The sequence below is a fragment of the Sphingomonas sp. CFBP9019 genome (genome assembly GCF_034045155.1).
GTDB classification, from domain to species: Bacteria; Pseudomonadota; Alphaproteobacteria; order Sphingomonadales; family Sphingomonadaceae; genus Sphingomonas; species Sphingomonas aerolata.
This window is the reverse complement of the sequence record NZ_JAXCWK010000004.1, coordinates 423674-449768: the sequence shown is the minus strand read 5'-3', so window position 1 is coordinate 449768 and position 26095 is coordinate 423674. Positions and strand designations below refer to the sequence as shown.

Here is a 26095-nt window from a genome sequence, read left to right as displayed (position 1 = left end):
TCGAGATACCGTATCGAGGGACATGTACCTCGATACGAGCCCTCGACTACGCTCGGTCTCTACTCGGCACGAACGGCAATTCGCTAGACCGTCGTCGCCAGCAGATAGGTCTGGCGGAGATCGTCGATCGGCTTCAGGCCCTTGTCGCTCTCGTAATGCCAGAAGCTCCAGCCATTGCAGGCGGGCGCGTTCTGGAGCGTCGAGCCGAGCTTGTGGATCGAGCCGATCGTGCCGCAATCGCTGAGCAGCGAGCCGTCCGCGCGGATCGTCGCGCGCCAGCGGCGCTTGCCGTCGGTCAGCACCGTGCCGGGCGCGAGATAGGCATTCTCGACGAGCACGCCGAACGCGACCTTGGGCTGCGCGCGCGGGCTCATCATCGTCGCCAGCGCGGATTCGTCGAGCGGCAGTGCGGCCTCGATCCGCTCCTGCGCCGCCTCGATATACTCGCCCTCGCGGTCGATTCCGATCCAGCTGCGCCCCAGCCGCTTGGCGACCGCGCCGGTCGTGCCGGTGCCGAAGAACGGGTCGAGCACGACGTCGCCGGGCTTGGTGCACGCGAGCAGGATCCGGTAGAGCAGCGCCTCGGGCTTCTGCGTCGGATGGACCTTGGTGCCGTTTTTCTTCAACCGCTCGGGGCCGCCGCAGATCGGGAATTCCCAGTCGCTGCGCATCTGCAGCTCGTCGTTGAGCGTCTTCATCGCGCGGTAGTTGAAGGTGTATTTCGCCTTCTCGCCCTTCGACGCCCAGATCAGCGTCTCGTGCGCGTTGGTGAAGCGGGTGCCGCGGAAATTGGGCATCGGGTTGGTCTTGCGCCAGACGATGTCGTTGAGGATCCAGTAGCCGAGATCCTGCACCGCCGCGCCGACGCGGAAGATGTTGTGATAGCTGCCGATCACCCAGATGCTGCCATCGTCCTTGAGGATCCGGCGCGCTTCCTTCAGCCAGGCGCGGGTGAAGCGGTCATAGGCAGCGAAGGTGTCGAACTTGTCCCACTCGTCGGTGACCGCGTCGACATGGCTGCCATCGGGGCGATAGAGCTCGCCGCCGAGCTGGAGATTGTAGGGCGGATCGGCGAAGATCATGTCGATCGAGTTCGACGGCAGCGCCTTCATGCGCTCGATACAGTCGCCGCGCAGGATCTGGTCGAGCGGCAGCGCGGGCTGCACCGCCGGCGCCGCTACCCTCTTTACCGCGCGCGGCCGCGCGATCGTGTCGATCAAACCCATGTTTTTGCGCCCCTTGTCGACCCCCATAGCTGCGGAATTGTCCGACTCCGTCAAGCAGAGTTTGATGAACGGCGCGCGGGCGCGAATCCGTCGGTGCGACCAAACGAGTCGCCGTCGCCCAGATGTTGAGTCGTGACAGACTCGCGCCTCAAGCCCTTGGGGTGTGGCGCGAAAGACTCAGCTCGTCGTTTCCTTCGCGAAAAGGCCCTCGCGCGTCCGATAGGCCGCCGCGACGGGGGCGAAACTGCGGCGATGAATCGGTGTGGGGCCATGATCGCGCAGCGCCTTCATGTGGTGCGCGCAGCCATAGCCCTTGTTCGAATGCCAGTTATATTCGGGGTGGACGTCGGCGGCGGCGATCATGATCAGGTCGCGCGTGTGCTTGGCGACGATCGAGGCGGCGGCGATCGACAGCGATTTCGCATCGCCCCCGACCAGCGGGGTGGCGGGGTAGCTCCAGCGCGGCAGGCGGTTGCCGTCGACCAGCACATGGCCGGGCGCGTGGCCGAGCTCGGTGGCAAGCGCATCGACCGCGAGCGTCATCGCCTTCATCGTCGCCCAGTAGATGTTGAGCGTGTCGATCTCATCGGGCTCGACGATGCCGATACCGACGATCGCACAGCCCTTGAGCCGCGCGCAGAGCCGTTCGCGCTCGGAGGCGGAGAGCTTCTTCGAATCGTCGATGCCGCGGGGCACGCCCTTTGCGGGCAGGATCACCGCGGCGGCGACGACCGGGCCGGCGAGCGGACCGCGACCGGCTTCGTCGACGCCGGCGACGGGGCCGACGCAGAGCTTTTCATGTTTCATGCCGGGCATGTGCGGTCTTTCAGCTGGTCGAACGGGCTGACGCCGAGCGCGTGCCCCATCGGCCCGTGCCCTGCGCCAAGCCCCGGCGGCTGCGCAAGCGCGGCGCGGACGAACGCGATCGCGCGCGCGATGGCTGCGTCGAGCGGCATGCCCTGGCCGAGCCCGGTGGCGATCCCGCTGGCGAGCGTGCAGCCGGTGCCGTGCGCGTGGCGGGTTTCGATGCGGGGGTTGGTCCACAGCGTTTCGCCGGCGTCGGTGACGAGGCGGTCGGTGACAAGCGGGCCTTCGGCGTGGCCGCCCTTGATGAGCACGGCGGGCCCGAGTGCGCGTACCGCGGCTTCGCCGCCGAGCGCTGCGAGTTCGGGGAGGTTGGGGGTGACGAGCGTGGCGATCCGCATGAGGCGGGCGAAGGCGGCGATCGTGTCGGGGGCGGCGAGCACCGAGCCGCTGCTGGCGATCATGACCGGGTCGAAGATGATCGGTATCGGGTCGCGGGAAAACATTGACGTCAGGCGGTCGGCGACGGCGTTGGCGGTCAGGGCCGAGCCGATCATGCCGATCTTCACCGCGTCGACGCCGATGTCGGACACGACCGAGTCGATCTGCGCGAGGACGATGTCGGTGGGCACCGGGTGGACCGCCTGCACGCCGAGCGTGTTCTGCGCGGTGATCGCGGTGATGGCGGTCATCGCGTGGCCGCCGAGCATCGTGACGGTCTTGATGTCCGCCTGGATGCCGGCGCCGCCGCCTGAATCGGAGCCGGCGATGATGAGGAGTCTCGCGGTCATTGGCGGTGCCGGGCGGGGTTGGAGGTCATGGGTCGGGCTATGGCATAGTCGGTGCGGTGCGGGACAGGGCCATGCCCTCGCCACCTCCCCGGCGGAGGCCGGGGCCCAGTTGGGGACTGCTCCTGACGGAGGGCAGCGATCCGTTACCTCGACCTTGCCAACTGGGCCCCGGCCTTCGCCGGGGTGGTTGAGGTTTGGAGCGGGGTCTAGTGCCGCCGGCCCGAGGCGGGTCTCTGTGGCGGGGCATCGCCGAACCGGGTCGGGCGGTCGAGGAGTTCGCCGCCGCAATTGGGACAGCGCTCGTCGAGCGCGTCCGCACAGGAGGCGCAGAAGGTGCATTCGTACGAGCAGATGAACGCGCCGGGCGCGTCGGCGGGAAGCTCGGCGGCGCAGCGTTCGCAGGTGGGGCGCATCTCGAGCATCAGGCGGCGACCTTGCGGACGGCTTCGCAGATCCGGTCGACGACGCGCCCGACCTGACCCGGATCATCCCCTTCCGCCATCACGCGGATCACGGGTTCGGTGCCCGACGGGCGGATGACGAGCCGCCCCTTGCCGGCGAGCTCGGCCTCGGCCTGCGCGATCACCGCTTTCACCGCCTCGTCGTCGAGCGGCTTGCCGCCGCCGAACCGTACGTTCTTCAACAGTTGCGGCAAGGGTTCGAACCGGTGGAGCACCTCGCCCGCGCGCGCGCCCGAGCGCTTGACCTCGGCGAGGATCTGGAGGGCGGCGACCAGGCCGTCGCCGGTCGTGGCATAGTCGCTGAGGATGATGTGCCCCGACTGCTCGCCGCCGACATTATAGCCGCTCGACCGCATCTTTTCGAGCACGTGACGATCGCCGACCTGGGTACGGACCAGCCCGAGCCCCTGCGCGGCGAGATGGCGTTCGAGGCCAAGATTGGACATCACGGTGGCGACGAGGCCGCCGCCCTTGAGCCGCCCCTGCCGCGCCCAGCTTGCCGCGATCGTCGCCATCAGCTGATCGCCGTCGACGATCGTGCCGGTCTCGTCGACGACGATCAGCCGGTCGGCGTCACCGTCGAGCGCGATGCCGATATCCGCGCCGCTCGCGACGACCGTCTCGGCAAGCGCCTGCGGTGCGGTCGAGCCGACGCCGTCGTTGATGTTGGTGCCGTCGGGCGTGACGCCGATCGCGACGACGTCCGCGCCGAGTTCCCACAGCGCCGAGGGGGCGACCTTGTAGGCGGCGCCGTTCGCGCAATCGAGCACGATCCGCATCCCGTCGAGCCGCAGATTTTCCGGGAAGGTCGACTTGGCGAAATGGATGTAGCGCCCCTGCGCATCGTCGATCCGGCGCGCGCGGCCGATCTTGCTCGACGCGACCAGCGGCACGTCGCCGTCGATCAGCGCCTCGATCGCGGTCTCGGCCTCGTCGGACAGCTTGAAGCCGTCGGGGCCGAACAGCTTGATACCGTTATCGGCATAGGGGTTGTGGCTGGCGGAGATCATCACGCCGATATCCGCACGCATCGACTGGGTCAGCATCGCGACCGCAGGCGTCGGCATCGGCCCGACCATCACCACGTCCATGCCGACGCTGGTAAAGCCCGCAACGAGCGCGGATTCGAGCATATAGCCCGACAGCCGCGTGTCCTTGCCGATCACGACGCGGTGGCGATGATCGCCGCGCAGGAAATAGGCGCCCGCCGCCATGCCGACCTTCATCGCCATCTCCGCGGTCATCGGCGATGCGTTGGTGGCACCGCGAATGCCGTCGGTGCCAAAATATTTCCTTGCCATCGTCAATGCTTTCCGTCCGGTATCGCTCTCTGGCATCGCTGATAGCGCGGTGGAACACGAAGGGCGAGCATGTCGCAGACTACACGGATACTCGCAGCGCTGTTCGGCGGCATCGGGATCGGCATCGCCGCGGCCGCCTGGTCGCCGGCCCACGCGCTCGCGGCGACGGCGGTGACCCAGCCGATCGGCGCGGCCTGGCTGCACGGGTTGCAGATGGTGATCGTGCCGCTCGTCGTCGGGCTGCTCGTCACCGGAATCGGCGCGACGACCGAGGCGGCACGCGCCGGGCGGATCACGATGCGGGCGATGGTGATGATCGTCGTCATCCTGTGGAGTTCGACGATCATGTCCGCGCTGGTCATGCCGTTGATCCTCGATGCCTTCCCGCTGCCACGCGGGCTCGGCGCCGCTCTGCGCGCCGCGCTGACCGGTGCCGCCCCGGTCGGGCCGGTGCCGGGGATCGGCGCGTTCTTCGACACGATCGTGCCGACCAACATCGTCGCCGCGGCATCGAGCGATTCGTTCCTGCCGCTCACCGTCTTCGCGCTGACGTTCGCCTTTGCCGTCACGAAACTGCCCGACGATCGCCGCCGCGTGCTAACCGGTTTCTTCCAGGCGGTCGTCGACGCGCTGCTGATCATCATCAAATGGGTGCTGAAGCTCGCGCCGATCGGCATCTTCGCGCTCGCCTACGGGGTCGGTGCGCGCACCGGGACGGCGGCGTTCGGCGCGCTGCTGCACTATATCGTCTGCGTCTCGGCGATCGGCTTCATCGTCCTGCTGAGCGCCTATCCGATCGGCATGATCGGCGGCCGGGTCAGCCTGCGCCGGTTCGCGCGTGCGGTCGCGCCGGCGCAGGCGGTCGCGATCAGCACCCAGTCGTCGCTCGCCTCGCTGCCGGCGATGCTGAAGGCCTCGACCGAGCTCGGCGCGTCGCCCGCCACCGCCGGGATCGTCCTGCCGCTGTCGGTCGCGGTGTTCCGCGCGACCAGCCCGGCGATGAACCTCGCGGTCGCGCTGTACGTCGCGCACTGGCTGGGGCTGCCGATCGGGCCGGGGCAGATGGCCGCGGGCGTCGCGACCGCGGCGATCACGACGATGGGATCGATCTCGCTGCCCGGCACGATCAGCTTCGTCGCCTCGGTCGCGCCCGTCGCGCTGGCGATGGGCATCCCGCTCGAGGTGCTCGGTCTGCTCATCGCGGTGGAGACCATTCCCGACCTGTTTCGCACGGTCGGGAACGTGACGATGGACACCGCCGTCACTATCTCCGTCGCGGCGCGGTCCGATCACGGCGGCGGCGCCGAGGAGATTCCGCATGAAATATCGCACGCTCGGCCCTGATTTCGAGGTTTCCGCGCTGGGTCTCGGCTGCATGCCGATGGCCGGCGTCGGCAAGGACATGTACGGCAGCGCCCCCGCCGACGAGAGCATCGCGACGATCCACCGCGCGATCGAGCTGGGCGTGACGCTGTTCGACACCGCCGAAATCTATGGCCCGCTGATCAACGAGGAGCTGCTCGGCAAGGCGATCCGGGGGAAGCGCGACGGCGTCGTGATCGCGACCAAGTTCGGCTTCCGCTATGACGAGAACGGCATGACCGGCGTCGACAGCACGCCTGCCAATGTGCGGCGTGCGTGCGAGGGGTCGCTGAAGCGGCTCGGCGTCGAGACGATCGACCTGCTCTACCAGCACCGCGTCGATCCGGGCGTGCCGATCGAGGAGACGGTGGGCGCGATGGCGGAGCTCGTCCGCGAGGGCAAGGTGCGGCATCTGGGGCTGTCGGAGGCCGGGCTCGACACGATCCGGCGCGCGGCGGCGACGCATCCGATCGCGGCGCTGCAGAGCGAATATTCGCTGTGGGAGCGCGGGGTCGAGGACGCGATCCTGCCGCTGTGCCGTGAGCTGGGAATCGGGTTCGTGCCCTATTCGCCGCTGGGGCGCGGGTTCCTGACCGGGCAGATCACTGCGCGATCGGACCTGCCCGAGGGCGATTACCGCCGCAACGACCCGCGCTATTCGGACGCAAACTTCGCCAAGAACATGGAGATGGTCGCGGTGGTGAAGGGTATCGCCGATACGCATGGGGCGAGTCCGGCGCAGGTCGCGCTGGCGTGGCTGCTGGCGCAGGGGGACGACATCGTACCGATCCCGGGGTCGAAGCGTCGCGTCACGCTGGAGGACAGCATGAAGGCGGCCGACGTCACGCTGTCGGCGGACGATCTGGCGAAACTCGATGCGGCGGCGCCGAGGGGTGGCACGGCGGGGCCGCGCTACGGTGAGAAGGCGCTGTCGATGACGCGGATCTGACCGGGTCCTACCCTTTTATAATCGTCATCCCCGCGCAGGCGGGGATCCGGACTGGCGAACCGTGGTCTCTTACGAACCGCAGAGTGTCTGGATCCCCGCCTTCGCGGGGATGACGGATTGAGGGAATGATTTGCCGGCGGTCCAGCGGCCTTACTGGACCCCGTGCATCCACTTCTTGATCAGCGGCGAGATCAGCAGCAGCAGCACGCCGATCCCCGCCGAGACCAGCCCGATCGTCCAGAACACGCCGGCATAGGTGTCGAGGCTGACCTTCAGATTGGTCACCTGACCGCCGACCGTCTCGACGCTGGCGACCTGCGCGACGATGCCCGCGACATATTGCGCGACCGAGATCGACAGGAACCACACGCCCATCATCAGCCCGACGACGCGCGCGATCGACAGCTTGGTGATCATGCTGAGCCCGACCGGCGAGATGCAGAGCTCGGCGAACGAGTGGATGAAGTAGAGCCCGGCGAGCCACCAGATCGCGACCTTGAACGTCGGCCCGACCATGCTCGCGCCCCAGACGAGGAACAGGAAGCCGACGCCGACGCCGATCAGCGCGATGCCGAACTTGACCGGGATCGACGGCTCGATGCCCCGGGCGGCCAGCTTGGTCCACAGGATCGACATCACCGGCGCCAGCGCGACGATGAAGAACGCGTTGAAGAACTGGGTCTGCCCAGCCGAGATGCTGAACAGCCCGAACACGCTGAGATCGGTGTTGCGATCCGCGAACAGCGTGAGGCTCGAGCCCGCCTGCTCGAACAGCGTCCAGAACACGACGTTGAAGACGATCAGCACCATCGCCGCGAGCATCATCTGGAACTCGCGCCGCTCGCCATTGACGAACGACCAGATCAGGATGCCCGGCACCGCGACCAGGAACGTGCCGAACAGCAATTTGCCCATCAGCGACAGCGAGACGATGTAGCCGATGATCCCGGAACCCGGCACCGGCGGCTCGGCGTTCATCAGGTTGACGAACAGCAGGTAGAAGATCGGGATGCCGAGCAGCGCGAGCGCATAGATGCCGAGCGCGCGATCGGGACCGCTGCGCACCGGCGGCTCGCCGTAGCCGTTGAGTTTGCCGCCATCGAACTGGATCAGCGTCCACGAGAACAGCATGCCGATCGCCGCCAGCCCGAAGCCGGCCCACCAGCCGAACGCGACCGCGAGGAACGGGCAGAGCAGCTGCGAGAACAGCGAGCCGAGGTTGATCCCCATGTAGAAGATCGTGAACCCGGCATCGCGGCGCTTGTCGCCCTGCGCGTAGAGCTCGCCGACCATCGTCGAGATGTTGGGCTTGAAGAAGCCGTTGCCGACCGAGATCATGCACAGCGCGAGCAGCATGATCGTGACGTAGAAGCTGCTGCGTTCTGCGCCCGACTCGAACCCGCCCTTTTCGACGGTGCGCGCGACCGCGCCGTCGGCGGCGAGCAGCGAGACGGTGCCGTCGTCATTGCCCTTGATCTTCAGCGTGTTCGCGCCGTCGACGAGGTAGCGGACCTCGCTGTCGGCCTGTTCGACGACCTGGATCTCGTAGCGCTGGTTGGCGATCGTCGCATAGGGCTTGGCGGTCTCGCCGCCGAAGCAGAGCAGCAGATAGCCGAGCGCCATAATGATCGCGCCGAACTTCACCGCGCGCTTCGAACCCAGATACTGGTCGGCGAGATAACCGCCGACCAGCGGCGTCAGATACACCAGAGCGGTATAGCCGCCGTACAGCCCGGTCGCCTCGCGGTCGCCGAACACGAAATGCTTGGTGAGGTACAGCGTGAGCAGCGCGCGCATGCCGTAATAGCCGAAACGCTCCCACATTTCGGTGGTGAACAGTCGCGCGAGCTGGCGGGGATGGCCGAACCACGTCTCCCCGCTGGCGGGGTTCACATGGGTGATATCCGGCTCTCGCGGCGTATCCGCGGTCGGGGTGTCCACCATCTTTTACGCTCCCTGAAACGCTGGGCCGCCGTCGAACGCGGCGGCTTCATTGCGGCCTTACCTAGCGGCAAAGCCGGGACTGTAAATATCGGTGGCCGCGGGACCGCCTGCTAAATCGCGGATGCGGCTGTAAATTGCCGCGCCCCGTGCCTATCTGCGGGGCAATGTTCAACGACACTTCCAGCCCGCTTTCGCTGCTCGCGACCCGCCGTTCGGGCAAGCCGCGCGACCTTGTCGCGCCCGGTCCCGATGCCGACCAGCTCGCGCAGATCCTGGCGATCGCGGCGCGCACTCCCGATCATGGCAAGCTGGCGCCTTGGCGCTTCGTGGTGGTCGGCCAGGACCAGCGCACCGCGCTCGCCGCGCTGATCATCGATGCGTACCGCGTCGAGCGGCCGACCGCGTCGCGGACCGAGATCGAGGCGCTCGACCAGTTCGCGCACCAGGCCCCCGCGCTGGTCGTCGTGCTGTCGTCACCCAAGCCGAGCCATATCCCCGTGTTCGAACAGGAATTGTCGACCGGGGCGGCGTGCATGAACCTGCTCCACGCGGTCCACGCGCTGGGCTTTGCGGGCGGCTGGCTGACCGGCTGGCCGAGCTATTCGGACACGGTGCGCGATGCGTTCGGCGAAGGCCATGAGCGGATCGCCGGGTTCCTGTTCGTCGGCACACCGTCGCGGCCGCTCGACGAACGGCCCCGCCCCGATATGGAACGTGTCGTCTCGCGCTGGCGGCCCTAGGACTCGACGAAATGGCCAATTGCTGTATTAAGGCAGCATGACAGCGCTCAGCAGCGAAGACAGCCCCGTATATCTCCGCCTCCGCGCCACGATCGCCGCCGGGATATTACGCGGCGACTATCGCGCGGGCGACCAGCTGCCCTCGGTCCGCGCCTTTGCCGCCGAGCATGGCGCCAACCCGCTGACCGTCGCCAAGGCCTATCAGACGTTCCAGGACGACGGCTATGTCGAGGTCCGGCGCGGCGTCGGCATGTTCGTCCTGCCGGGTGCTGCGGAGGCCCTGCGCGTGGCGGAACGCGAGACGTTCGTCACCACGCACTGGCCGCGCATCCTCGGGCATATCGACCTGCTCGGTCTCGACGCGCGCGACCTGCTGGCGCACGAGCGGGCCTGAGCCGCCCCGCGGGGTGATCCCGCGCGGCGGGTGACTCAGAACAGCTTCAGCGCGGCGATGTCCTCGACGCTCAGGTCGATCCCGAACAACAGACTCATGCGGATCCGGTAGACGCGCGGGTCGGTGATCTCGCCCGCCGCCGTATCGGTGCCCGACCGTCGGCGATAGGTGCGCCCCATCAGCGAGGCGAAGCCGTTGGGCAGGACGATGCTGGCGATCGCGGTCTGGGTGAAGCGGCTCGCGGGGGCGGTCGACGTCCAGTGATTGCCGAGCAGCAGGTCGGCGTCGAACACCTCGGCGAGCGTGAAGCTGTATTGCGGCTGGAACCCGCCGCTCGCGCCGCGTCCGTCGGTGGTCATCGGATCCCCGTCGCGCAGTAGCATCCAACCCTGTTCGCCGTGATCGCGGCTGGTCGCCTCGAGCCGGAAGCGCGCGCCATCGGGTGCGGTCGCCTCGGCCCCGTCGGCGAGCGGGAGCACGGGGGTGTAGCTGCCGCCGAAGCCGGTGTCGGCGATCCAGGCCTGGCCGTCGATCGTCACCAGCGCGAAGGTGTGCGTGAGCGGCGGCACTTCGGTCGCGGCGATCCAGACGCGCGCCAGCACCGGGCGGGCGGCAAAGCCCAGTTCGGCGAGCGCATCGAGGAACAGCCGGTTATGCTCGAAGCAATAGCCGCCGCGGCGCGCGGTCACGAGCTTGGCGAACACCGAGGCACTGTCGATCGCGATGCCGCGGCCGAGCACGACATCGAGATCCTCGAACGGGATGGCGAGCCGGTGCGCCAGCTGCAACCGGCCGAGGCCGATCGAATCAAGCGTGGGCCGCGCGGGCATGGCGACACGGGTCAGATAGGCGTCGAGATCGAACATCGGTCGGGGGGTCCTCGTTTGGGTTTGCCCTTACCGTGCGTGTGGCGCGGCCGTCGAGTGCTGAAGGGCGGGTGGGGGCTGTTGGGGGGCATGGCCGCGGTTTTGGGGCGGGCGTGCGCCTAGGTCCCGCCCCCGCCCCGCGCCTCCGTCGCCGTCCCGTCCCTCACCCCTCGCCCCTCGCCCCCGCCGTTCGTGCTGAGCGAAGTCGAAGCACCTGGGCTTGGGGCGGCCCTTCGACTGCGCTCAGGGCGAATGGGGGTGGGGTGTTTGGGAATGGGGCGAATGGAAGCGGGCGAACGGGGTGGGTGTGCGCACCAGCCCCCTCCGTCATCCTGGGCTCGACCCAGGATCCAAAGCCACGGACGCCCGCATGCGTGGCTCTGGATCCTGACTTTCGTCAGGATGACGGGAGGGGGGCTTACGCCGCGAACAGCGCCGGTTCGATCGCGTAGAGCACCGCCGCGCTGGCGCTGGCGGCGGCGGCGAGGCCCATGGCTTCGGGGACGATCTGTTCGAGGTAGAAGCGCACCGAGGCCGCCTTCATCCGTCCGAAATCGTCGGTGCCGGCGACCGCGCCCTGGCGCTCCATCAGCCAGCCGCAGGTCGCGACCGACAGCATCGTTAGGAAGGGGTAGCTCGCGGCGAGCTTGTCGTCGGCGTCCGCGGTGGCGAGGCGGCGGCCGATCGCGTCGCAGGCGTCGACGAGCGCGAGCAGCCGTTCGTCCCTGGCTTCCGCGCGGATGTCGGCGATCAGCGTGGCGAACGCGCCGCCATTGTCGAGCGCGAGCTTGCGGCCGACCAGATCGGCGGCCTGGATGCCGTTGGTGCCTTCGTAGATCGGCGTGATGCGCGCATCGCGGAAATACTGCGCGGCACCGGTTTCCTCGACATAGCCCATGCCGCCGTGCACCTGGATGCCGAGCGAGGCGACTTCGTTGCCGATGTCGGTGCCGTGCGCCTTGGCCAGCGGGGTGACGAGTTCGAGGCGGTTGCGCGCCGCGGCGTCGCCCATATTGGCGCGGTCGACCTGCCCGGCGGCATAATAGACGAGCGCGCGCGCCGCCTGGGTCTGCGCCTTCATCCGCAGCAGCATGCGGCGAACGTCGGGATGCTCGACGATCTTGACCGACTCCTTGTTCGGCGAGCCCGCGCGCGCCGACTGGACCCGGTCGAGCGCATAGGCGACCGCACCCTGGGTGGCGCCCTCGGCGACCTGCACGCCCTGGAGCCCGACATTCAGCCGCGCATTGTTCATCATCGTGAACATCGCGCGGATGCCGCCGAGTTCCGCACCGATCAGCTCGCCGACGCAGTCGTCATTATCGCCGAAGCTCAGCACGCAGGTCGGCGAGGCGTGAAGCCCCATCTTGTGCTCGATCGAGACGACGCGGACGTCGTTGAAGTCGCCGGGCGTGCCGTCGTCGTTCAGACGGTATTTCGGCACGAGGAAGAGCGAGATGCCCTTGGTACCCGCGGGCGCGCCGGGCGTCCGCGCGAGGACGAGGTGGACGATGTTCGGCGCCATGTCGTGATCGCCGAACGAGATGTAGATCTTGGTGCCCTTGATCGACCATTTGCCGTCACCCAGCGGGGTGGCGGTGGCGCGCAGCGCGCCGACGTCGGAGCCGGCCTGCGGCTCGGTCAGGTTCATCGTGCCGGTCCATTCGCCGGTCGCGAGATGCGGGAGATAGAGCGCCTGCTGCTCGGGGCTGCCGTGATGCGCGAGCGCCTCGATCGCGCCAACAGTCAGCGTCGGGCAGAGCGCGAAGCCCATGTTCGCCGAGCCGAGCGTATCGAGCACCGCGGTCTGGATCGCAAAGGGCAGGCCCTGCCCGCCCCATTCCTCCTCGACGCCGATCGTGCCCCAGCCGCCCTCGACATAGTCCTTGTACGCCTGCGCGAAGCCGTCGGGCATGACGACGCCGTCGGGGGTCCATTTCGCGCCGACGGTGTCCCCTGCGCGGTTGAGCGGCGCCCATTCGCCCGCGGCGAATTGTCCCACGCCTTCGAGCACCGCGTCGACGACGTCGTCGCTGGCGGCGGCGAACCGGTCGGTGGCGGCGAGTTCGCCGATCCGCACGACGTGATCGAGCACGAAACGCTGTTCGGTGGTTGCTGGGGTGAAGGCCATGGCATCCTCTTATCGCTATGCTTTGCGCCCGCTATAGGCCTTCAGAATGACGCGTCCACACCCCCTGATTTTACCCTACGGCACAGCGGCGGTCGCGCAGGCGGCGGCGGTGATTCGCGCCGGCGGACTCGTCGCGGTGCCGACCGAGACGGTCTACGGACTCGCCGCGGACGCGACCGACGCGCAGGCGGTGGCGGGCATCTATGCCGCCAAGGGACGGCCGAGCTTCAACCCGCTGATCGTGCATGTCGCCGATCTCGCCGCGGCCGAACGGATCGCGGTGTTCGATGCGGATGCGCGCGCGCTGGCCGCGGCGTTCTGGCCGGGGCCGCTGACGCTGGTGCTGCCGGTGCGCAGCGATTCGGGGATTGCCGCGCTGGTGACCGCGGGGCTCGACACGATCGCGATCCGGGTACCGCGACACCGCGCGATGCAGGCGCTGATCGCAGCATCGGGGCGGCCGCTCGCGGCACCGTCAGCCAATGCGAGCGGGGGGATCTCGCCGACGACCGCGGCGCATGTCGCGGCGAGTCTGGGGGGGAACGTGCCGCTGATCCTCGACGATGGCGCGACCGAGGCGGGGCTCGAATCGACGATCGTGGCGGGGCGGACGGTGCTGCGGCCGGGGCCGGTGACCCGCGCGGCTCTGCTCGACCACCTCCCCGGCGGAGGCCGGGGCCCAGGTGGAAAGGTCGCTGTAACGGAGGACGACGGGCCTCACGATCGTCCCCCAACTGGGCCCCGGCCTTCGCCGGGGGGGCGTGCGGTTACGGCGCCCGGGCAGCTTGAAAGCCATTATGCGCCGAGCAAGGCGCTTCGGTTGAACGCGCTCGATGCCGAGGCCGACGAGTGGCTGATCGGGTTCGGGGCGGTTGCAGGGGATGTCTCGCTGTCGACGTCAGGCAGCCTCGTCGAAGCAGCCGCGAAGCTGTTCGACCTGCTCCACGCTGCCGATGCGAACGACCGTCCGAGGATCGCCGTCGCACCCATTCCGTCCGAAGGCATCGGCGAGGCGATCAACGACCGCCTCCGCCGCGCCGCGCACCGCTGACCTGTACCCCCGCGCAGGCGGGGGTCCAGGAGTCGCGTTGGCATCCGGTATTTAGCTGGACCCCCGCATCCGCGGGGGAACGGCATCGTTACGCGCTGACTGCCGCCTTCGACCGCGCGGCGAAGCTCTTGCGGAGCTTTTGCAGCTTGGGGGGAATCACCGCCATGCAATAGGGGTTGGAACGGCCCGAGGTTTCCCAATAGTCCTGGTGATAGCCTTCGGCCTCGTACCAGGTGGTCATCGGCTCGATCGTCGTGACGATCGGCTTGGCGCTGTCCGCCTGCGCACGCTCGAGCGCGGCCTGCATCTCGGCCTTCTGCGCGTCGTCGGCGGGGAACATTGCCGAACGATATTGCGTACCGACGTCGTTGCCCTGCCGGTTGAGCGTCGTCGCGTCATGCGTCGCGAAGAAGATATCGAGCAGGTCGCCGAGCTTCAGCTGTTCAGGATCGAAGCCGATCCGGATCGCCTCGGCATGGCCGGTATCGCCGCCGCACACCTGTTTGTAGGTCGGATCAGGCACATGCCCGCCGATATAGCCGCTCTCGGCGCTCTCGACGCCGATCACGTCCTTGAACACGGCCTCGGTGCACCAGAAGCACCCGCCCGCCAGCGTTACATAATCCGTCATCACGATCTCCTTTCCGCCAAGATAGGAAGCCGCTACCCCGCAACAAAGAGGAGACGCATGTGATCGACGGTGCAAGGCTTGATGGCAGGGTGATGGTAACGGGCGGCGCCGGCTATATCGGCAGCCATGCGGTCCTGGCGCTGCTCGACGCGGGGCATGAGGTGGTCGTGGTCGACAATCTGGTCACCGGCTTCGACTGGGCGGTCGATCCCCGCGCGACTTTGGTCGAGGCGAACGTCGCCGACGATGCGAAGGTCCGCGCGGCGATCCGCGATCACAAGGTCCGTGCGATCATGCATTTCGCAGGCTCGGTCGTGGTGCCCGAATCGGTCAGCGACCCGCTCAAATATTACCGCAACAACACCGCCGCCAGCCGGTCGCTGATCGAGAGCGCGGTGGCCGAAGGCGTGCCGCACTTCATCTTCTCGTCGACCGCGGCGACCTATGGCACGCCCGAGAAGGTGCCGGTCGCCGAGGGCGATCCGACCGTGCCGATCAATCCCTACGGCATGTCGAAGCTGATGACCGAGGCGATGCTGCGCGACGTCGCGGCGGCGCACCCGATCAACTATGCCGCGCTGCGCTATTTCAACGTCGCGGGCGCGGATCCGCAAGGGCGCAGCGGCCAGTCGACGGTCGGCGCGACTCACCTGATCAAGATCGCGGTCGAGGCGGCGACGGGCAAGCGCAGCCATGTCGGCGTCTATGGCACCGATTTCGCCACCCCCGACGGCACCGGCGTGCGCGACTATATCCATGTCAGCGACCTCGCCGCCGCGCATGTCGCCGCGCTCGACCTGCTGGTCGCCGAGCCGGCCAAGAGCCACACGCTCAACGCGGGCTATGGCACCGGCTTCTCGGTACTCGAGGTGCTCGATGCGGTCGACAAGGTCACGAACATGACGATCGACCGCCGTCTCGAGGGGCGTCGCGCGGGCGATCCGGCGATGCTGATCTCGGACAACAGCGCGATCCTTTCGACGCTCGACTGGCAGCCGCGCCACGCCGATCTCGACGGGATCGTCCGCGATGCGCTGGCCTGGGAACGCACGCTCGCCGAGCGACAGCGCTAAAGACGGGCCCGATCAGGCGTCGGCGGGCGGGCGGCCAAAGGCGTGGCGCTCGCCGCCGATCGCCGCCCGGGCGCGCGCCGTGGCGAGCCACCAGCCGAGCGCCCACAGCGTTCCGAAGCTCCAGCCGGCGAGCACGTCGCTCGGCCAGTGGACGCCGAGATAGACGCGGCTGCATCCGATCGCGCCGACCATCACGATCGCCATGACGAGGATGTAGCCCCGCGCTGCATTCGACACGGTGACCTGCGACGCGAGCCCGGCGAGCGTGAGATAGACGATCGCGCTGTTCGCCGAATGCCCGCTCGGAAAACTCATGTTCGAGACCTGGACCAGATGGTCGACGATGTCGGGTCGCGGCCGGGCGACCTCGGTCTTGACCAGCGCGACGACCATCCCGCCGCTGATACTGGCGGCGAGCGTCGCCGCCGCGCTGAGCCAGAGCCGCTGGACCGCGAGCAGCCCCGCCGCCAGCACCACGATGATCGTCAGCACGACGCCGCCGCCGAGCGCGGTGACGTCGGCGGCGACCTTGGGCAGCCAGGACGGCCCGCCCCAGGCGCGCAGGTTGAGGATGATCGCGCGGTCGAAATCGAACGGCCAGTGACCGACCGCGAGACCGATCAGCAGGACGAGCGCGATCGCGACCGCGCCGACCGATGCGCCCGCAAGCACCACCGGCAGGCGACGGCGATGCGCCTCGCCCGGGGTGGCGACGCCGGGCGTCACGCTGCGATCACCGTCGCCACGGCCGGCCGACGCCGTCATGCGGAATTATTCCAGATCGCCCTCGTCGATGACGATCAGCGACGCGGACGGCTTCTTCATCGCGGCTTCGGCGCAGACGTCGACGATCTCGTCGCTGAAACGCTCGAACAGCTCGAGCGCGTCGTCCTCGGGCTCGTCGCCGCTGAGTTCCTTCAGTACGGCATATTTCACCGCGAAATCACGGTCGTCGCCGTCGATCTCGGCGGTGAACTCGACCTGCCGCTCGCGGTCGTTGTCGGTAAGGCTGTTCTGGTCGATTACGAGGCTGCTGGCCATGTCTTGAACTCCCGGGGTTACGCGATCGTCCCTGCCCTCGCCCCTCGTGCAGGGCAAGCCGGTAAAACGCGTTTTGCGCTTCGCCGATACAGGGTAGGTCAGGCAGCGATAACCCGTGAGCCCGGCCTTCGATCCGGGAAAGGTCCACGTTGCGGTGTTTCACCACGCCCGGCGATCAGGCGCCCCATTCGGGCCCGTCCTCGTCGCGGTAGAAGCCGTCGTCGCGGTCGGGTTCGGGCGGGGGTGGCGCGGGGCCGGGATCCGCGATCGGCGGCGGCAGCGAAGGTTCACCCCCGCCGAAGCGGATGCGGATATAGGCACCGCCCTGATGCATCGCCTGGAACAGCGCGCTCGTCTCCTCGGCCTGCAGCCGCCGGCCGATCATCGGCGCGCGTTCGGCACTGATATAGCCGAGCTGGATGTCGCGCTCGCTCCACACGCCGACCGCATTCGAATCATGCGGATTCTTCGGTTCGCGGCGCAACGTGACGCGGTCGCCCGGCGCACAGAGCAGGATTTCCATCCGCCGGTTGCTCCGGGTCTTGTCCGCATTGGGGAAGTCGATGCCGACGATCGAGGTGGTGATTTCGTCCATCGCGCGACGATGCGCGCGCCGGCGCGGCCGATCAAGCAGTGCGAATGGGGGGGGCGAATCGGGGGCTTGCGAGAGGAGGAGGTGCCGATGGTGGGTCCGCCGGGGCTCGAACCCGGGACCTCTCGATTAAAAGTCGCTTGCTCTACCAACTGAGCTACGGACCCGTACATCGGCTGCGAGCCACTAGGGGCGCAGCCGCGGTCGGTCAACCTTGTGCGCGAGATGGCGGACGCTTTGCCCGGTCAGAGGGTCGCGCCAGCGCGGCGCGATACGCGCGAGCGGTGCCAGCACGAAGCCGCGGTCCCGGTAGGCGGCGTGCGGCACGGTCAGCCCCGGCCCCCGCCAAACGCCCCCCGACCACAGGATGATGTCGAGATCGATCACCCGCGATCCCCAGCGGCGCCCGCGCCGCCGCCCGAACGCGGTCTCGATTCGCTTTAGCCGCGCGAGCAGCACAGGCGGCGAGTCGCGCGTCTCGATCAGCGCGACCGCATTGGCATAGCGCCGGATCGACGGCCCGAGCGGTGCGCTCGCGATGATCGGCGACACGGCGACGACACCGCCGACCGCGGCCAGCGCGGCGCGGATCGTCGCGGCGGGCGCGCCGTGGATCCCGCGCCGATTCGAGCCGAGCGCGATCGCATAGGTTGTCCGCTCCATCCGACCCGCCTAACGCACCGCGATGAACTTCGCACCCTCCCCGCTGCCCGAAACCGAGCCGCCGCACGACTGTCCCAATTGCCCGCGCCTCGTCGCCTTCCGCAACGAACTGCGCGCCGAATTCCCGACCTGGTGGAACGCGCCCGTCCCCGCCTTCGGCGATCCCGACGCGTGGCTCGGCATCATCGGCCTCGCCCCCGGCAAGCACGGCGCCAACCGCACCGGCCGCCCGTTCACCGGCGATTTCGCGGGGCAATTGCTCTACGACACGCTCGGCAAGTTCGGGCTGGCAGACGGCGTCTTCGCGGCGAAACCCGATGACGGGCTGAAGCTCAACGGCGCGATCATCATCAACGCGGTCAAGTGCCTGCCGCCACAGAACAAGCCGACCCCCGAGGAAATCCGCACCTGCCGCCCGTTCGTCGAATCGCAGCTTGCCGAGCTGCCCAAGGCGCGGATCTTCATCGCACTCGGCCAGATCGCGCACCAGACCAGCGTCAAGCTGCTCGGCGGACGCCTGCCCAAGGCGAAGTTCGGCCATCTCGCCGAGCATGTCATGCCCGACGGCCGCATCCTGATCGATAGCTACCACTGCTCACGCTACAACCAGAACACCCGCGTCCTGACCCCCGAGATGTTCGAGGCAGTCTTCGCACGGGCGCTGGAATTGCGGCGCAGCATCGCCGCAGCATAAGCTGCGTCAGACGTCCGCGACGAGCCGCCCGTAAAGATCGGGGCGGCGGTCGCGGAAGAAGCCGAAGGCGGCGCGGTGGCGCTTGACGATGTCGAGGTCGATCGTCGCGGTGATCACGCCTTCGTCGTCGCGACCGAGTTCCGCCAGAATGTCGCCGCGCTCGTCGGCGATGAAGCTGGTGCCGTAGAAGGTCTGGCCATGCTCGACACCGACGCGGTTGGCGGCGACGATCGGGACGACGTTGCTGACCGCATGCCCGACCATCGCACGCCGCCACAGCCGCGCGGTGTCGAGGCTGGTGTCGTGCGGCTCGCTGCCGATCGCGGTCGGGTAGAACAGGACTTCGGCGCCCATCAGCATCATCGCGCGCGCGGTCTCGGGATACCATTGGTCCCAGCAGACGCCGACGCCGAGCGTCGAGCGGCCCTGCGCCGCGGCATGCGGCCAGACCTTGAAGCCGGTATTGCCGGGGCGGAAATAGAATTTTTCCTCATAGCCCGGGCCGTCGGGGATGTGGCTCTTGCGATAGACGCCCTGCACCTCGCCGTCGGGGCCGATCATCGCGAGGCTGTTATAGTGATGCGGGCCATCGGCCTCGAAGAAGCTGGTCGGGATGGTGACCTTGAGCGCCTCGGCGAGCGCCTGCATCGCGAGCACCGCCTTGTGCTCGCCGACGGGGGCGGCGTTGGCGAACAGGCCCTCGTCCTCGACACGGCAGAAATATTCGCCCTCGAACAATTCGGGCGGCAGGATCACCTGCGCACCACGCGCCGCGGCCTCGCGGACAAGGCGCGAGACGTTGGCGATGTTCTTGTCGATATCGGCAGTGAAGCCGAGCTGAAGCGCGGCGACGGTGATCTCGGTCATGCGAATTCCTATAGCGTCACGCCGAAGCGCGCCGCGATTGCGACGACCGCGAGATAGAGAAGGATCGTCAGGACGCAACCGGCAGCGAGCGAAAGCCAGAAGCCGACGCCGTGCCGCAACAGCACCGGGATCAGCAGGAACATCGGCAGCGAGGGCAGCACGTACCAGAAGGTCGCCTCGGCATGCGCGGCCAGCCGGACGCGGTCGCCGGTGTCGTGCCACAGCCAGATCATGCCGAGCACCGACAGCAGCGGCAGCGACGCGACGAGTGCCCCTGCCGCCGGACTACGCCGGGCAACCAGCGCGATCAGCGCGACGATGATCCCGGACAGGACCGCGCGGACCGCGAAGGCGAGCATCAGCCGGGGATTTGCTGGCTGATGCAGTGGAAGCTGCCGCCGCCGGTCAGGATATGGTCCGCACGCTGCCCGACGACCTGACGATCGGGGAAGATCGCCTGGATTGCCGCGACCGCGGCGTCGTCATTCTCCGCGCCGTAGAGCGGCACGACGACGGCGGCATTGCCGATGTAGAAGTTCATGTAGCTGGCGGGCACGATCTCCTCGTCGCGCAGCACGCGGCCGGGCGACGGGATGCTGACCACGGTCAGGCCGGCACGTTCCGCATCGCGCTTCGCCAGCTGATAGACCTGCCAGTTGGGGTCGTTCTCGGCTGCCTCGGGGATCGCCACGCGGCCCTCGCCGACGAAGCGTGCGAGGTTGTCGACATGGCCGTCGGTATGGTCGTTGACGAGCCCGTCGCCGAGCCACACGACTTGGCTGAAGCCGAGGTCGGACTTCAGCCGCGCCTCGATCCCCGCCTTGTCGAGGTCGGGGTTGCGGTTGCGGTTGAGCAGGCACTGCTCGGTCGTGACGACCACGCCGGTGCCGTCGCCATCGACCGCGCCGCCTTCGAGCACCCAGTCGAACGCCGCGAGCGTCTTGCCGCGGCTCTCGGCCAGACGGCGGCCGATCGTGTCGTCGCCGGGCAGGTCGTATTTGCCGCCCCAGCCGTTGAACACGAACTGGTGCGCGGTGCCGTCGCCGACGATGATCGGCGCGGTGTCGCGCAGCCAGATATCGCCGAACGGCTCGACCACGACCTCGGCGAACGGCGCGAGCCGGCGTGCGGTCCGCGCCGAGCCCTCGTCCGCGGCGACCAGGATCACCGTCTCGCCGCAGCCGTCGGCATGGACTGCGGAGGCAAAGGCGACGACCTCGTCACGCGCGGGTTCGAGATCGTCGAGCCACAGATCGGCATGGCTCGGAAAGCCGATCCACACGGCCTTGTGATGCGCCCATTCGGCGGGCGGGGGGAGTGTCGTCACTTACTTGGCTCCTGCGCGATCTTTGTCGCGGATGTTGCGGAATTCGGCGGTCTTGTACCAGTTGGGCCACAGCCCGGTGTCGTCGGCGAGCTTGCGGCCGAGCCCGTAATAGATCGTCAGATCCTCGACTGCACCCGACCAGTCCCAATTGGCGTCATATTCGTCCGCGGGCTTGTGATAGCGGTTGGCGACATAGTCCTCGCGCGCGGCATGACCCGCCGCGGTGCCGCCGACGACGAGGTCCTCGCCGCTGCCGCCGTCAAGCATCGGCACGCCGAGCTTGGCGAAGCTGAAATGGTCCGAGCGATAATAGCCGCCGCGTTCGGGGTTGGCCTCGACGCCGATCACGCGGCCCTGCGCGGCGACGAACGGCTTGACCAGATCCTCGATCTCCGACTTGCCTGCCCCCGTCAGCACGAAGTCCTTCACGCGGCCGTCGACGTTCAGCACGTCCATGTTCACGCCGCCGACCGTCCGCGCGAGCGGATAGATGGGATGCTCGGCATAATAACGCGAGCCGAGCAGCCCCGATTCCTCCGCGGTCACCGCGAGGAACGCGAGCGAGCGCTTCGCCGGGCCGGCCTTCACATGCGCCCGTGCGAGCGCGATCAGCCCCGCGGTGCCCGTCGCATTGTCCGCGGCACCGTTGCAGATGTCATCGCCACCCACCGTGTCGCAGCGGCCGAGATGATCCCAATGCGCCGAATACAGCACGTAATCTTCCGGTGCGGTCGTCCCCGGCAGCACGCCGATGACGTTCTTCGACGCCTGGCGACGGATCGTGTTGGCAAAGCCCGTCGACAGCTTGAGGCCGAGCGGTACCGCCTTGAAGCCCTTCACCTTGGCGGCCGCGGCGAGCGCGGCATAGTCCTTGCCCGCACTCGCAAAGACGCGTTCGGCGGCAGGCTTCTGCATCCAGCCGATGACCTGCGACTGGTCGAGATGATCGCCCTTCTCGTCAAGCTCGAGCTGCGGCCCGGTCCAGGACGACTGCACCACCGCCCAGGGATAGGCTGCGGGTTCGGTGTCGTGGACGATGATCGCCGCGGCCGCGCCGTGCTTGGCCGCATTCTCGAACTTGTACGGCCAACGACCATACCAGGTCATCGCGCGGCCCTCGAACGGGCCTTCGCGGCCCATTGTCTGCCAGTCGGCGTCGTTGATGAGGATGACGACGGTCTTCCCCTTCACGTCGACGCCGGCATAATCGTCCCAGCCCTTTTCGGGCGCGGTGATCCCGTAGCCGACGAACACGACGTCGCTGTTCGTCACGGTCGACGTCGGCGCGACGCGGTAGGTGCCGGCGACCATGTCGGTGCGATAGGCGAGGCTGACGGGAGCGGTGCCGCCGGTGAAGACGAACGGCCGGACGTCCTTGGCGGTGATCTCGACCATCGGCACGTCCTGGGTCCAGCTGCCTTTGTTGCCGGGTTTCAGCCCCGCGGCCTCCATCTGCGCGACGAGATAGGCGACCGTCTTCGCCTCGCCCGGCGTGGTCGGCGCGCGGCCTTCATAGGCGTCCGATGACAGCGTCTGGGTGACGGTCTTGAGCGTTTCGACCGAGATGGCGGGCGCGGTCTGCGCCGAGGCGGCGGTGCCGAGAAGGAGCAAGGGCAGAAGGGCAGCGCGCATAGGGATCTCCCGAGTAAGTGCCGCGCGTTCTGGCAGCGTGCCCCCCGCCGCGCAAGGCATGCGCCACCCCCGCGGTGGTCGCCTCGGTCCCCGCCCCCGGTCTGGTGCAAATTGGACGAAAGTGCGCGTTTGTCATCGCGCGCGGCGTTGCTAGGTTACGTAGCGGGGCTTGGTTCGGGGGATAAGAATGCGGTTGCGATCGATGATGCGCGTGCGCGCGGGCATGGCGCTGTGCGTGGGGATTTCAACGACGGCGGGCGCCGCGGACCCGGCCGGGCCGATGGCGGCGGCGTTCGGCGCGCGCGAGGCGGTCCAGCAGATGAGCCTGTCGCCCGACGGGACGCATGTCGCGATGATCGTACCCGTTCGCGGGCACGGTGCCGCGCTGCGGATCGCGAACATGACCACGGGCGAAGTGGCACAGCCGATCCTGTCCGCGGCGGGGGATCCCGAAACGCTGACCTCCTGTCGATGGGCCACCGACATCCGCGTGATCTGCCAGATCCGGACCGCGTCGAAGAGCAGTTTCGGGCTGATCGGCTTCAGCCGGACGGTCGCGATCAATCGCGACGGCAGCGCGATGAAGATGCTCAGCGCCCGCACCAACGACCGTTCGCTCGGCATGATGCAGGACGGCGGCAGCGTGATCGACTGGACCGCCGACGGCGTCGCCGGCGCTGTGCTGATGACGCGCAGCTTCGTGCCCGAGATGACGACCGGGATGCAGACTGCGAGCAGCGGCGAGGGCCTGGGAGTCGAACGGATCGACAGCGTCACGCTCGCACGGCGGACGATCGAGGCGCCGCGCGGGACGGCGGACGAGTATATCAGCGACGGTCGCGGCATGGTGCGGATCATGGGGCTGCGCAGCCGAAGCAACTCCGGCTACGAAACCGGGCGGACCGACTATCTGTACCGGAAGCCCGGCGATCGCGCCTGGTTGCCGCTGAGCCGGCTGGAGGGCGATCAGAACGGTACCGGGTTCAATCCCTATGCCGTCGATCCGGCGCTCAACATCGCCTATGGCTTTGACGACAAGGATGGCCGCCAGGCGCTGTTCAAGGTCGCGCTGGACGGCACGCTCAAGCGCGAGCTCGTGCTGGCCCACCCCGATGTCGATGTCGACGGCCTGATCCGCATCGGCCGGCAGAGCCGCGTGGTCGGCGCCACCTATGCGACCGATCGGCGCGAGGTGGCGTTCTTCGACCCTGCGCTGCGCGCGCTGGCGGCGTCGCTCAACGCGGCGCTGCCGGGGAAGCCGATCGTGACGTTCATCGATGCCAGTGCGGATGAGAACACGCTGCTGCTGTTCGCGGGCAGCGACGTCGATCCCGGCCGCTATTACCTGCTCGACCGCAAGACCCGGAAAATGGGCGAGGTGATGCCGGCGCGCGCGCAGCTCGCCGGCATCCCGCTCGGCAGCGTCAAGCCGATCAGCTTTCGCGCGGCCGACGGGACAATGATCCCGGGCTATCTGACGCTTCCCGCCGGCAGCAGCGGCAAGGGGTTGCCCGCGATCGTGATGCCGCATGGCGGGCCGGGTGCGCGCGACGAATGGGGGTTCGACTGGCTCCCGCAATTCTTCGCCGCGCGCGGCTTTGCCGTGCTTCAGCCCAATTTCCGCGGCTCGACCGGCTATGGCTCGGCCTGGTTCCAGAAAAACGGCTTCCAGTCGTGGCGCACCGCGATCGGCGATGTCGACGATGCCGGCCGTTGGCTGGTGACACAGGGAATTGCCGCGCCCGCCACGCTGGCGATCGTCGGCTGGTCCTATGGCGGCTATGCCGCGCTGCAATCGGCGGTCACCGAACCCGGGCTGTTCAAGGCGATCGTCGCGGTCGCGCCGGTGACCGATCTCGATGCATTTCGCGAGGAAGCGCGCGGGTTTACCAGTTATACGGTGGTCGACGCCTTTATTGGTCACGGTCCGCACGTTCAGGCGGGATCACCCGCGCGCCATGCCGACCGGATCACCGCGCCCGTCCTGATGTTCCACGGCGACCGCGACCGAAATGTCGGCATCGACGAATCGCGGCTGATGGCATCGAGGCTGAAGGGGGCGGGCGGCAAGGTCGAGCTCGTCGAATTCCCCGGTCTCGATCACCAGCTGGACGACGATGGTGCGCGTACCCTGATGCTTGCCAAGGCGGATGCATTTCTCCGCAACGCGATGGGGATGTAGCGCAACGAAAAAGGGCGGCCCCGGAGGACCGCCCTTTTCCTTTTTCGAACCGCGCCGTGGCGGGGCCACGTCGTCGGACGTCGCCTGCGCGACGCCGGCCGGTCTCGCGTCGCTCGACTTAGCGCGAATAGAACTCGACGACGAGGTTCGGTTCCATCTTCACCGGGTAGGGCACTTCGTCGAGCGTGGGCACGCGCGTGAAGGTGACCTTGGCGGCGCCGTCGGTGGCGACATAGTCGGGGATCTCGCGCTCGGCGAGGGTCTGTGCTTCCATCACCAGCGCCATCTCCTGCGCCTTGGTGCCCAGCGTGATCTCGTCACCGACGAAGCAGCGACGCGATGCGACGTTGCACTTCACGCCGTTGACGCGGATGTGGCCGTGCGAAACGATCTGGCGGGCCGCGAAGATCGTCGGCGCGAACTTGGCGCGGTAGACGATCATGTCGAGACGCTGCTCGAGCAGGCCGATCAGGTTCTGGCTGGTATCGCCCTTCATGCGTGCGGCTTCGAAATAGCAGGCGCGGAACTGCTTCTCGGTCACGTCGCCGTAATAGCCCTTGAGCTTCTGCTTGGCGCGCAGCTGGATACCGAAGTCGCTGACCTTGCCCTTGCGGCGCTGGCCGTGCTGGCCGGGGCCGTATTCACGCTTGTTGACCGGCGACTTGGGGCGACCCCAGATGTTCTCGCCCATACGGCGATCGAGTTTGTACTTTGCGCTCTGACGCTTCGACATAGTATAACCTTTGCAAATGCAAACAACGTTGGTCCCGGTATCGCTCTGCTGGTCGTCATAGGACCCGAGGGTCCGGACAAGGCAGGGCCACCGCTTCACCGGGGTGCAGGGCCATTGCGAAGGCGGGCGCCTAGACGCCGCGCCTGCCAGAGTCAAGCTGGACAGCGTGCGGGCTGCTCGGCAAGAGGCGGCATGACCATCCTATCCGGCCCCGACTGTACCACCATGACCGAGGTCCGCGCGGGCGTCGACGCGCTCGACCGCGAGCTCGTCGCGCTGCTGGCCAGACGCTTTGCCTATATGGACGCCGCCGCGCGCATCAAGCCCGAGCGCGGCCATGTCCGCGACGAGGCGCGCAAGACTCAGGTGATCCAGAATGCGCGGGCCGAGGCCGCGCGGCTGGGGTTGCCGGACGCGGCGATCGCGGATCTGTGGGAGGGGCTGGTCGAGGCGTCGATCGCGTATGAGCTGGCGGCGTTCGACCGGCGCTAGAAGAACAGGCCTGCCTTTAACCAAGTCCGTCATTCCCGCGGAGGCGGGAACCCATAGTGGCAAAGTTTGGCCCATTGAGCGCCAGCGTTCGCCAGTATGGATCCCCGCCTTCGCGGGGATGACGGAATTCGGGTAGGCGCGCCTGCTC

The 26095-nt window shown here is 68.0% G+C and carries 27 protein-coding genes and 1 tRNA gene; 9 read left to right on the top strand and 19 right to left on the bottom strand.

All coding sequences use genetic code 11. The features are described from left to right. Positions 1-83 precede the first annotated feature (83 nt). From SOM18_RS13855 to glmM, 5 genes are all read right to left on the bottom strand, one after another. Positions 84-1226, bottom strand: coding sequence for a site-specific DNA-methyltransferase (locus tag SOM18_RS13855; protein WP_320481833.1), 1143 nt, complete (start codon positions 1224-1226; stop codon positions 84-86). A 177-nt stretch (positions 1227-1403) separates the two neighbouring features. Further along, positions 1404-2042 (bottom strand): ribonuclease HII, encoded by a 639-nt coding sequence (locus tag SOM18_RS13850; RefSeq protein WP_042466978.1) that lies wholly within the window; start codon positions 2040-2042, stop codon positions 1404-1406. After that, positions 2030-2821, bottom strand: a complete 792-nt coding sequence (gene thiD / locus SOM18_RS13845) for a bifunctional hydroxymethylpyrimidine kinase/phosphomethylpyrimidine kinase (RefSeq protein WP_320481832.1) — start codon at positions 2819-2821, stop codon at positions 2030-2032. Before thiD ends, SOM18_RS13850 begins: the two co-directional genes overlap by 13 nt. A 206-nt stretch (positions 2822-3027) precedes the next feature. Further along, entirely contained in the window at positions 3028-3243 is a 216-nt protein-coding gene (locus SOM18_RS13840) for a DUF1272 domain-containing protein (protein WP_031439763.1), read from the bottom strand. Continuing rightward, a complete protein-coding gene (glmM, locus tag SOM18_RS13835; protein WP_031439764.1) occupies positions 3243-4583 on the bottom strand; it encodes a phosphoglucosamine mutase in 1341 nt (446 codons plus the stop codon). Before glmM ends, SOM18_RS13840 begins: the two co-directional genes overlap by 1 nt. Before the next feature lie 69 nt (positions 4584-4652). On the opposite strand from glmM, the gene SOM18_RS13830 reads away from it, so the two are divergent. Together SOM18_RS13830 and SOM18_RS13825 are read left to right on the top strand one after the other, a co-directional pair. Then, positions 4653-5927 carry a dicarboxylate/amino acid:cation symporter gene (locus SOM18_RS13830; protein WP_320481831.1) on the top strand — a complete coding sequence of 425 codons (1275 nt, stop codon included), beginning with the start codon at positions 4653-4655 and terminating at the stop codon, positions 5925-5927. Beyond that, entirely contained in the window at positions 5902-6894 is a 993-nt protein-coding gene (locus SOM18_RS13825) for an aldo/keto reductase (protein WP_031439766.1), read from the top strand. Before SOM18_RS13830 ends, SOM18_RS13825 begins: the two co-directional genes overlap by 26 nt. Positions 6895-7044: 150 nt before the next feature. On the opposite strand, the gene SOM18_RS13820 is transcribed toward SOM18_RS13825, so the two are convergent. Then, the gene (locus tag SOM18_RS13820) at positions 7045-8838 is read right to left on the bottom strand and encodes a peptide MFS transporter (protein ID WP_031439767.1); all 1794 of its coding nucleotides are present in this window, start codon (positions 8836-8838) and stop codon (positions 7045-7047) included. A 164-nt stretch (positions 8839-9002) separates the two neighbouring features. Between SOM18_RS13820 and SOM18_RS13815 the strand changes: the two genes are divergently transcribed. Together SOM18_RS13815 and SOM18_RS13810 are read left to right on the top strand one after the other, a co-directional pair. Further along, complete coding sequence (locus SOM18_RS13815; protein WP_031394567.1) at positions 9003-9578, top strand: nitroreductase family protein; 576 nt, start codon at positions 9003-9005, stop codon at positions 9576-9578. A gap of 37 nt (positions 9579-9615) precedes the next feature. Further along, positions 9616-9972 (top strand): GntR family transcriptional regulator, encoded by a 357-nt coding sequence (locus SOM18_RS13810; protein ID WP_031394568.1) that lies wholly within the window; start codon positions 9616-9618, stop codon positions 9970-9972. A 35-nt stretch (positions 9973-10007) separates the two neighbouring features. On the opposite strand, the gene SOM18_RS13805 is transcribed toward SOM18_RS13810, so the two are convergent. Both SOM18_RS13805 and SOM18_RS13800 read right to left on the bottom strand, forming a co-directional pair. Then, positions 10008-10838: an arylamine N-acetyltransferase family protein gene (locus tag SOM18_RS13805; protein WP_031439769.1), complete on the bottom strand. Its 831-nt coding sequence runs from the start codon at positions 10836-10838 to the stop codon at positions 10008-10010. A gap of 418 nt (positions 10839-11256) precedes the next feature. Further along, positions 11257-12969, bottom strand: a complete 1713-nt coding sequence (locus SOM18_RS13800; protein ID WP_031438852.1) for an acyl-CoA dehydrogenase — start codon at positions 12967-12969, stop codon at positions 11257-11259. A 46-nt stretch (positions 12970-13015) separates the two neighbouring features. Between SOM18_RS13800 and SOM18_RS13795 the strand changes: the two genes are divergently transcribed. Next, a complete protein-coding gene (locus SOM18_RS13795; protein ID WP_031438853.1) occupies positions 13016-14020 on the top strand; it encodes an L-threonylcarbamoyladenylate synthase in 1005 nt (334 codons plus the stop codon). Between the two features lie 88 nt (positions 14021-14108). Here the strand turns inward: SOM18_RS13795 and msrA are convergent, their stop codons facing one another. Beyond that, on the bottom strand, positions 14109-14651 hold the full coding sequence (gene msrA / locus SOM18_RS13790) for a peptide-methionine (S)-S-oxide reductase MsrA (protein WP_031395728.1): 543 nt from the start codon (positions 14649-14651) through the stop codon (positions 14109-14111). Positions 14652-14743: 92 nt separating this feature from the next. On the opposite strand from msrA, the gene galE reads away from it, so the two are divergent. Further along, on the top strand, positions 14744-15724 hold the full coding sequence (gene galE / locus SOM18_RS13785; RefSeq protein ID WP_031438854.1) for a UDP-glucose 4-epimerase GalE: 981 nt from the start codon (positions 14744-14746) through the stop codon (positions 15722-15724). A 12-nt stretch (positions 15725-15736) separates the two neighbouring features. Here galE and SOM18_RS13780 read toward each other — a convergent pair whose 3' ends face one another. The 5 genes from SOM18_RS13780 to folK all read right to left on the bottom strand — a co-directional run bounded on the left by SOM18_RS13780 (position 15737) and on the right by folK (position 18020). After that, positions 15737-16489: a phosphatase PAP2 family protein gene (locus SOM18_RS13780; RefSeq protein WP_320481830.1), complete on the bottom strand. Its 753-nt coding sequence runs from the start codon at positions 16487-16489 to the stop codon at positions 15737-15739. A gap of 6 nt (positions 16490-16495) precedes the next feature. Then, complete coding sequence (locus SOM18_RS13775) at positions 16496-16765, bottom strand: DUF1488 family protein (RefSeq protein WP_031395725.1); 270 nt, start codon at positions 16763-16765, stop codon at positions 16496-16498. A gap of 175 nt (positions 16766-16940) precedes the next feature. Beyond that, a complete protein-coding gene (locus SOM18_RS13770) occupies positions 16941-17360 on the bottom strand; it encodes an HIRAN domain-containing protein (RefSeq protein ID WP_320481829.1) in 420 nt (139 codons plus the stop codon). A gap of 88 nt (positions 17361-17448) precedes the next feature. Beyond that, positions 17449-17524 (bottom strand) — tRNA-Lys (locus SOM18_RS13765). Between the two features lie 19 nt (positions 17525-17543). Then, entirely contained in the window at positions 17544-18020 is a 477-nt protein-coding gene (gene folK / locus SOM18_RS13760; RefSeq protein WP_031441051.1) for a 2-amino-4-hydroxy-6-hydroxymethyldihydropteridine diphosphokinase, read from the bottom strand. Between the two features lie 22 nt (positions 18021-18042). On the opposite strand from folK, the gene SOM18_RS13755 reads away from it, so the two are divergent. Continuing rightward, a complete protein-coding gene (locus SOM18_RS13755) occupies positions 18043-18714 on the top strand; it encodes a uracil-DNA glycosylase (RefSeq protein ID WP_031441050.1) in 672 nt (223 codons plus the stop codon). A gap of 6 nt (positions 18715-18720) precedes the next feature. Here SOM18_RS13755 and aguB read toward each other — a convergent pair whose 3' ends face one another. Genes aguB through SOM18_RS13735 form a run of 4 tightly spaced genes read right to left on the bottom strand, consistent with a single transcriptional unit; the run spans position 18721 to position 22540 of the window. Further along, positions 18721-19581 (bottom strand): N-carbamoylputrescine amidase, encoded by an 861-nt coding sequence (gene aguB / locus SOM18_RS13750; RefSeq protein WP_031395228.1) that lies wholly within the window; start codon positions 19579-19581, stop codon positions 18721-18723. Between the two features lie 8 nt (positions 19582-19589). Further along, the gene (locus tag SOM18_RS13745) at positions 19590-19940 is read right to left on the bottom strand and encodes a DUF3147 family protein (RefSeq protein WP_031441049.1); all 351 of its coding nucleotides are present in this window, start codon (positions 19938-19940) and stop codon (positions 19590-19592) included. Continuing rightward, the gene (locus tag SOM18_RS13740) at positions 19940-20908 is read right to left on the bottom strand and encodes an agmatine deiminase family protein (RefSeq protein WP_320481828.1); all 969 of its coding nucleotides are present in this window, start codon (positions 20906-20908) and stop codon (positions 19940-19942) included. Before SOM18_RS13740 ends, SOM18_RS13745 begins: the two co-directional genes overlap by 1 nt. Then, the gene (locus SOM18_RS13735; protein WP_031441046.1) at positions 20909-22540 is read right to left on the bottom strand and encodes a M28 family peptidase; all 1632 of its coding nucleotides are present in this window, start codon (positions 22538-22540) and stop codon (positions 20909-20911) included. Between the two features lie 187 nt (positions 22541-22727). Between SOM18_RS13735 and SOM18_RS13730 the strand changes: the two genes are divergently transcribed. Next, complete coding sequence (locus SOM18_RS13730; RefSeq protein ID WP_249403232.1) at positions 22728-24722, top strand: alpha/beta hydrolase family protein; 1995 nt, start codon at positions 22728-22730, stop codon at positions 24720-24722. Between the two features lie 118 nt (positions 24723-24840). Here the strand turns inward: SOM18_RS13730 and rpsD are convergent, their stop codons facing one another. After that, a complete protein-coding gene (rpsD, locus tag SOM18_RS13725; RefSeq protein WP_031394942.1) occupies positions 24841-25455 on the bottom strand; it encodes a 30S ribosomal protein S4 in 615 nt (204 codons plus the stop codon). 192 nt (positions 25456-25647) lie between these two features. Between rpsD and SOM18_RS13720 the strand changes: the two genes are divergently transcribed. Then, positions 25648-25947, top strand: coding sequence for a chorismate mutase (locus tag SOM18_RS13720; RefSeq protein ID WP_031441044.1), 300 nt, complete (start codon positions 25648-25650; stop codon positions 25945-25947). The last annotated feature ends 148 nt before the right edge of the window (positions 25948-26095 follow it).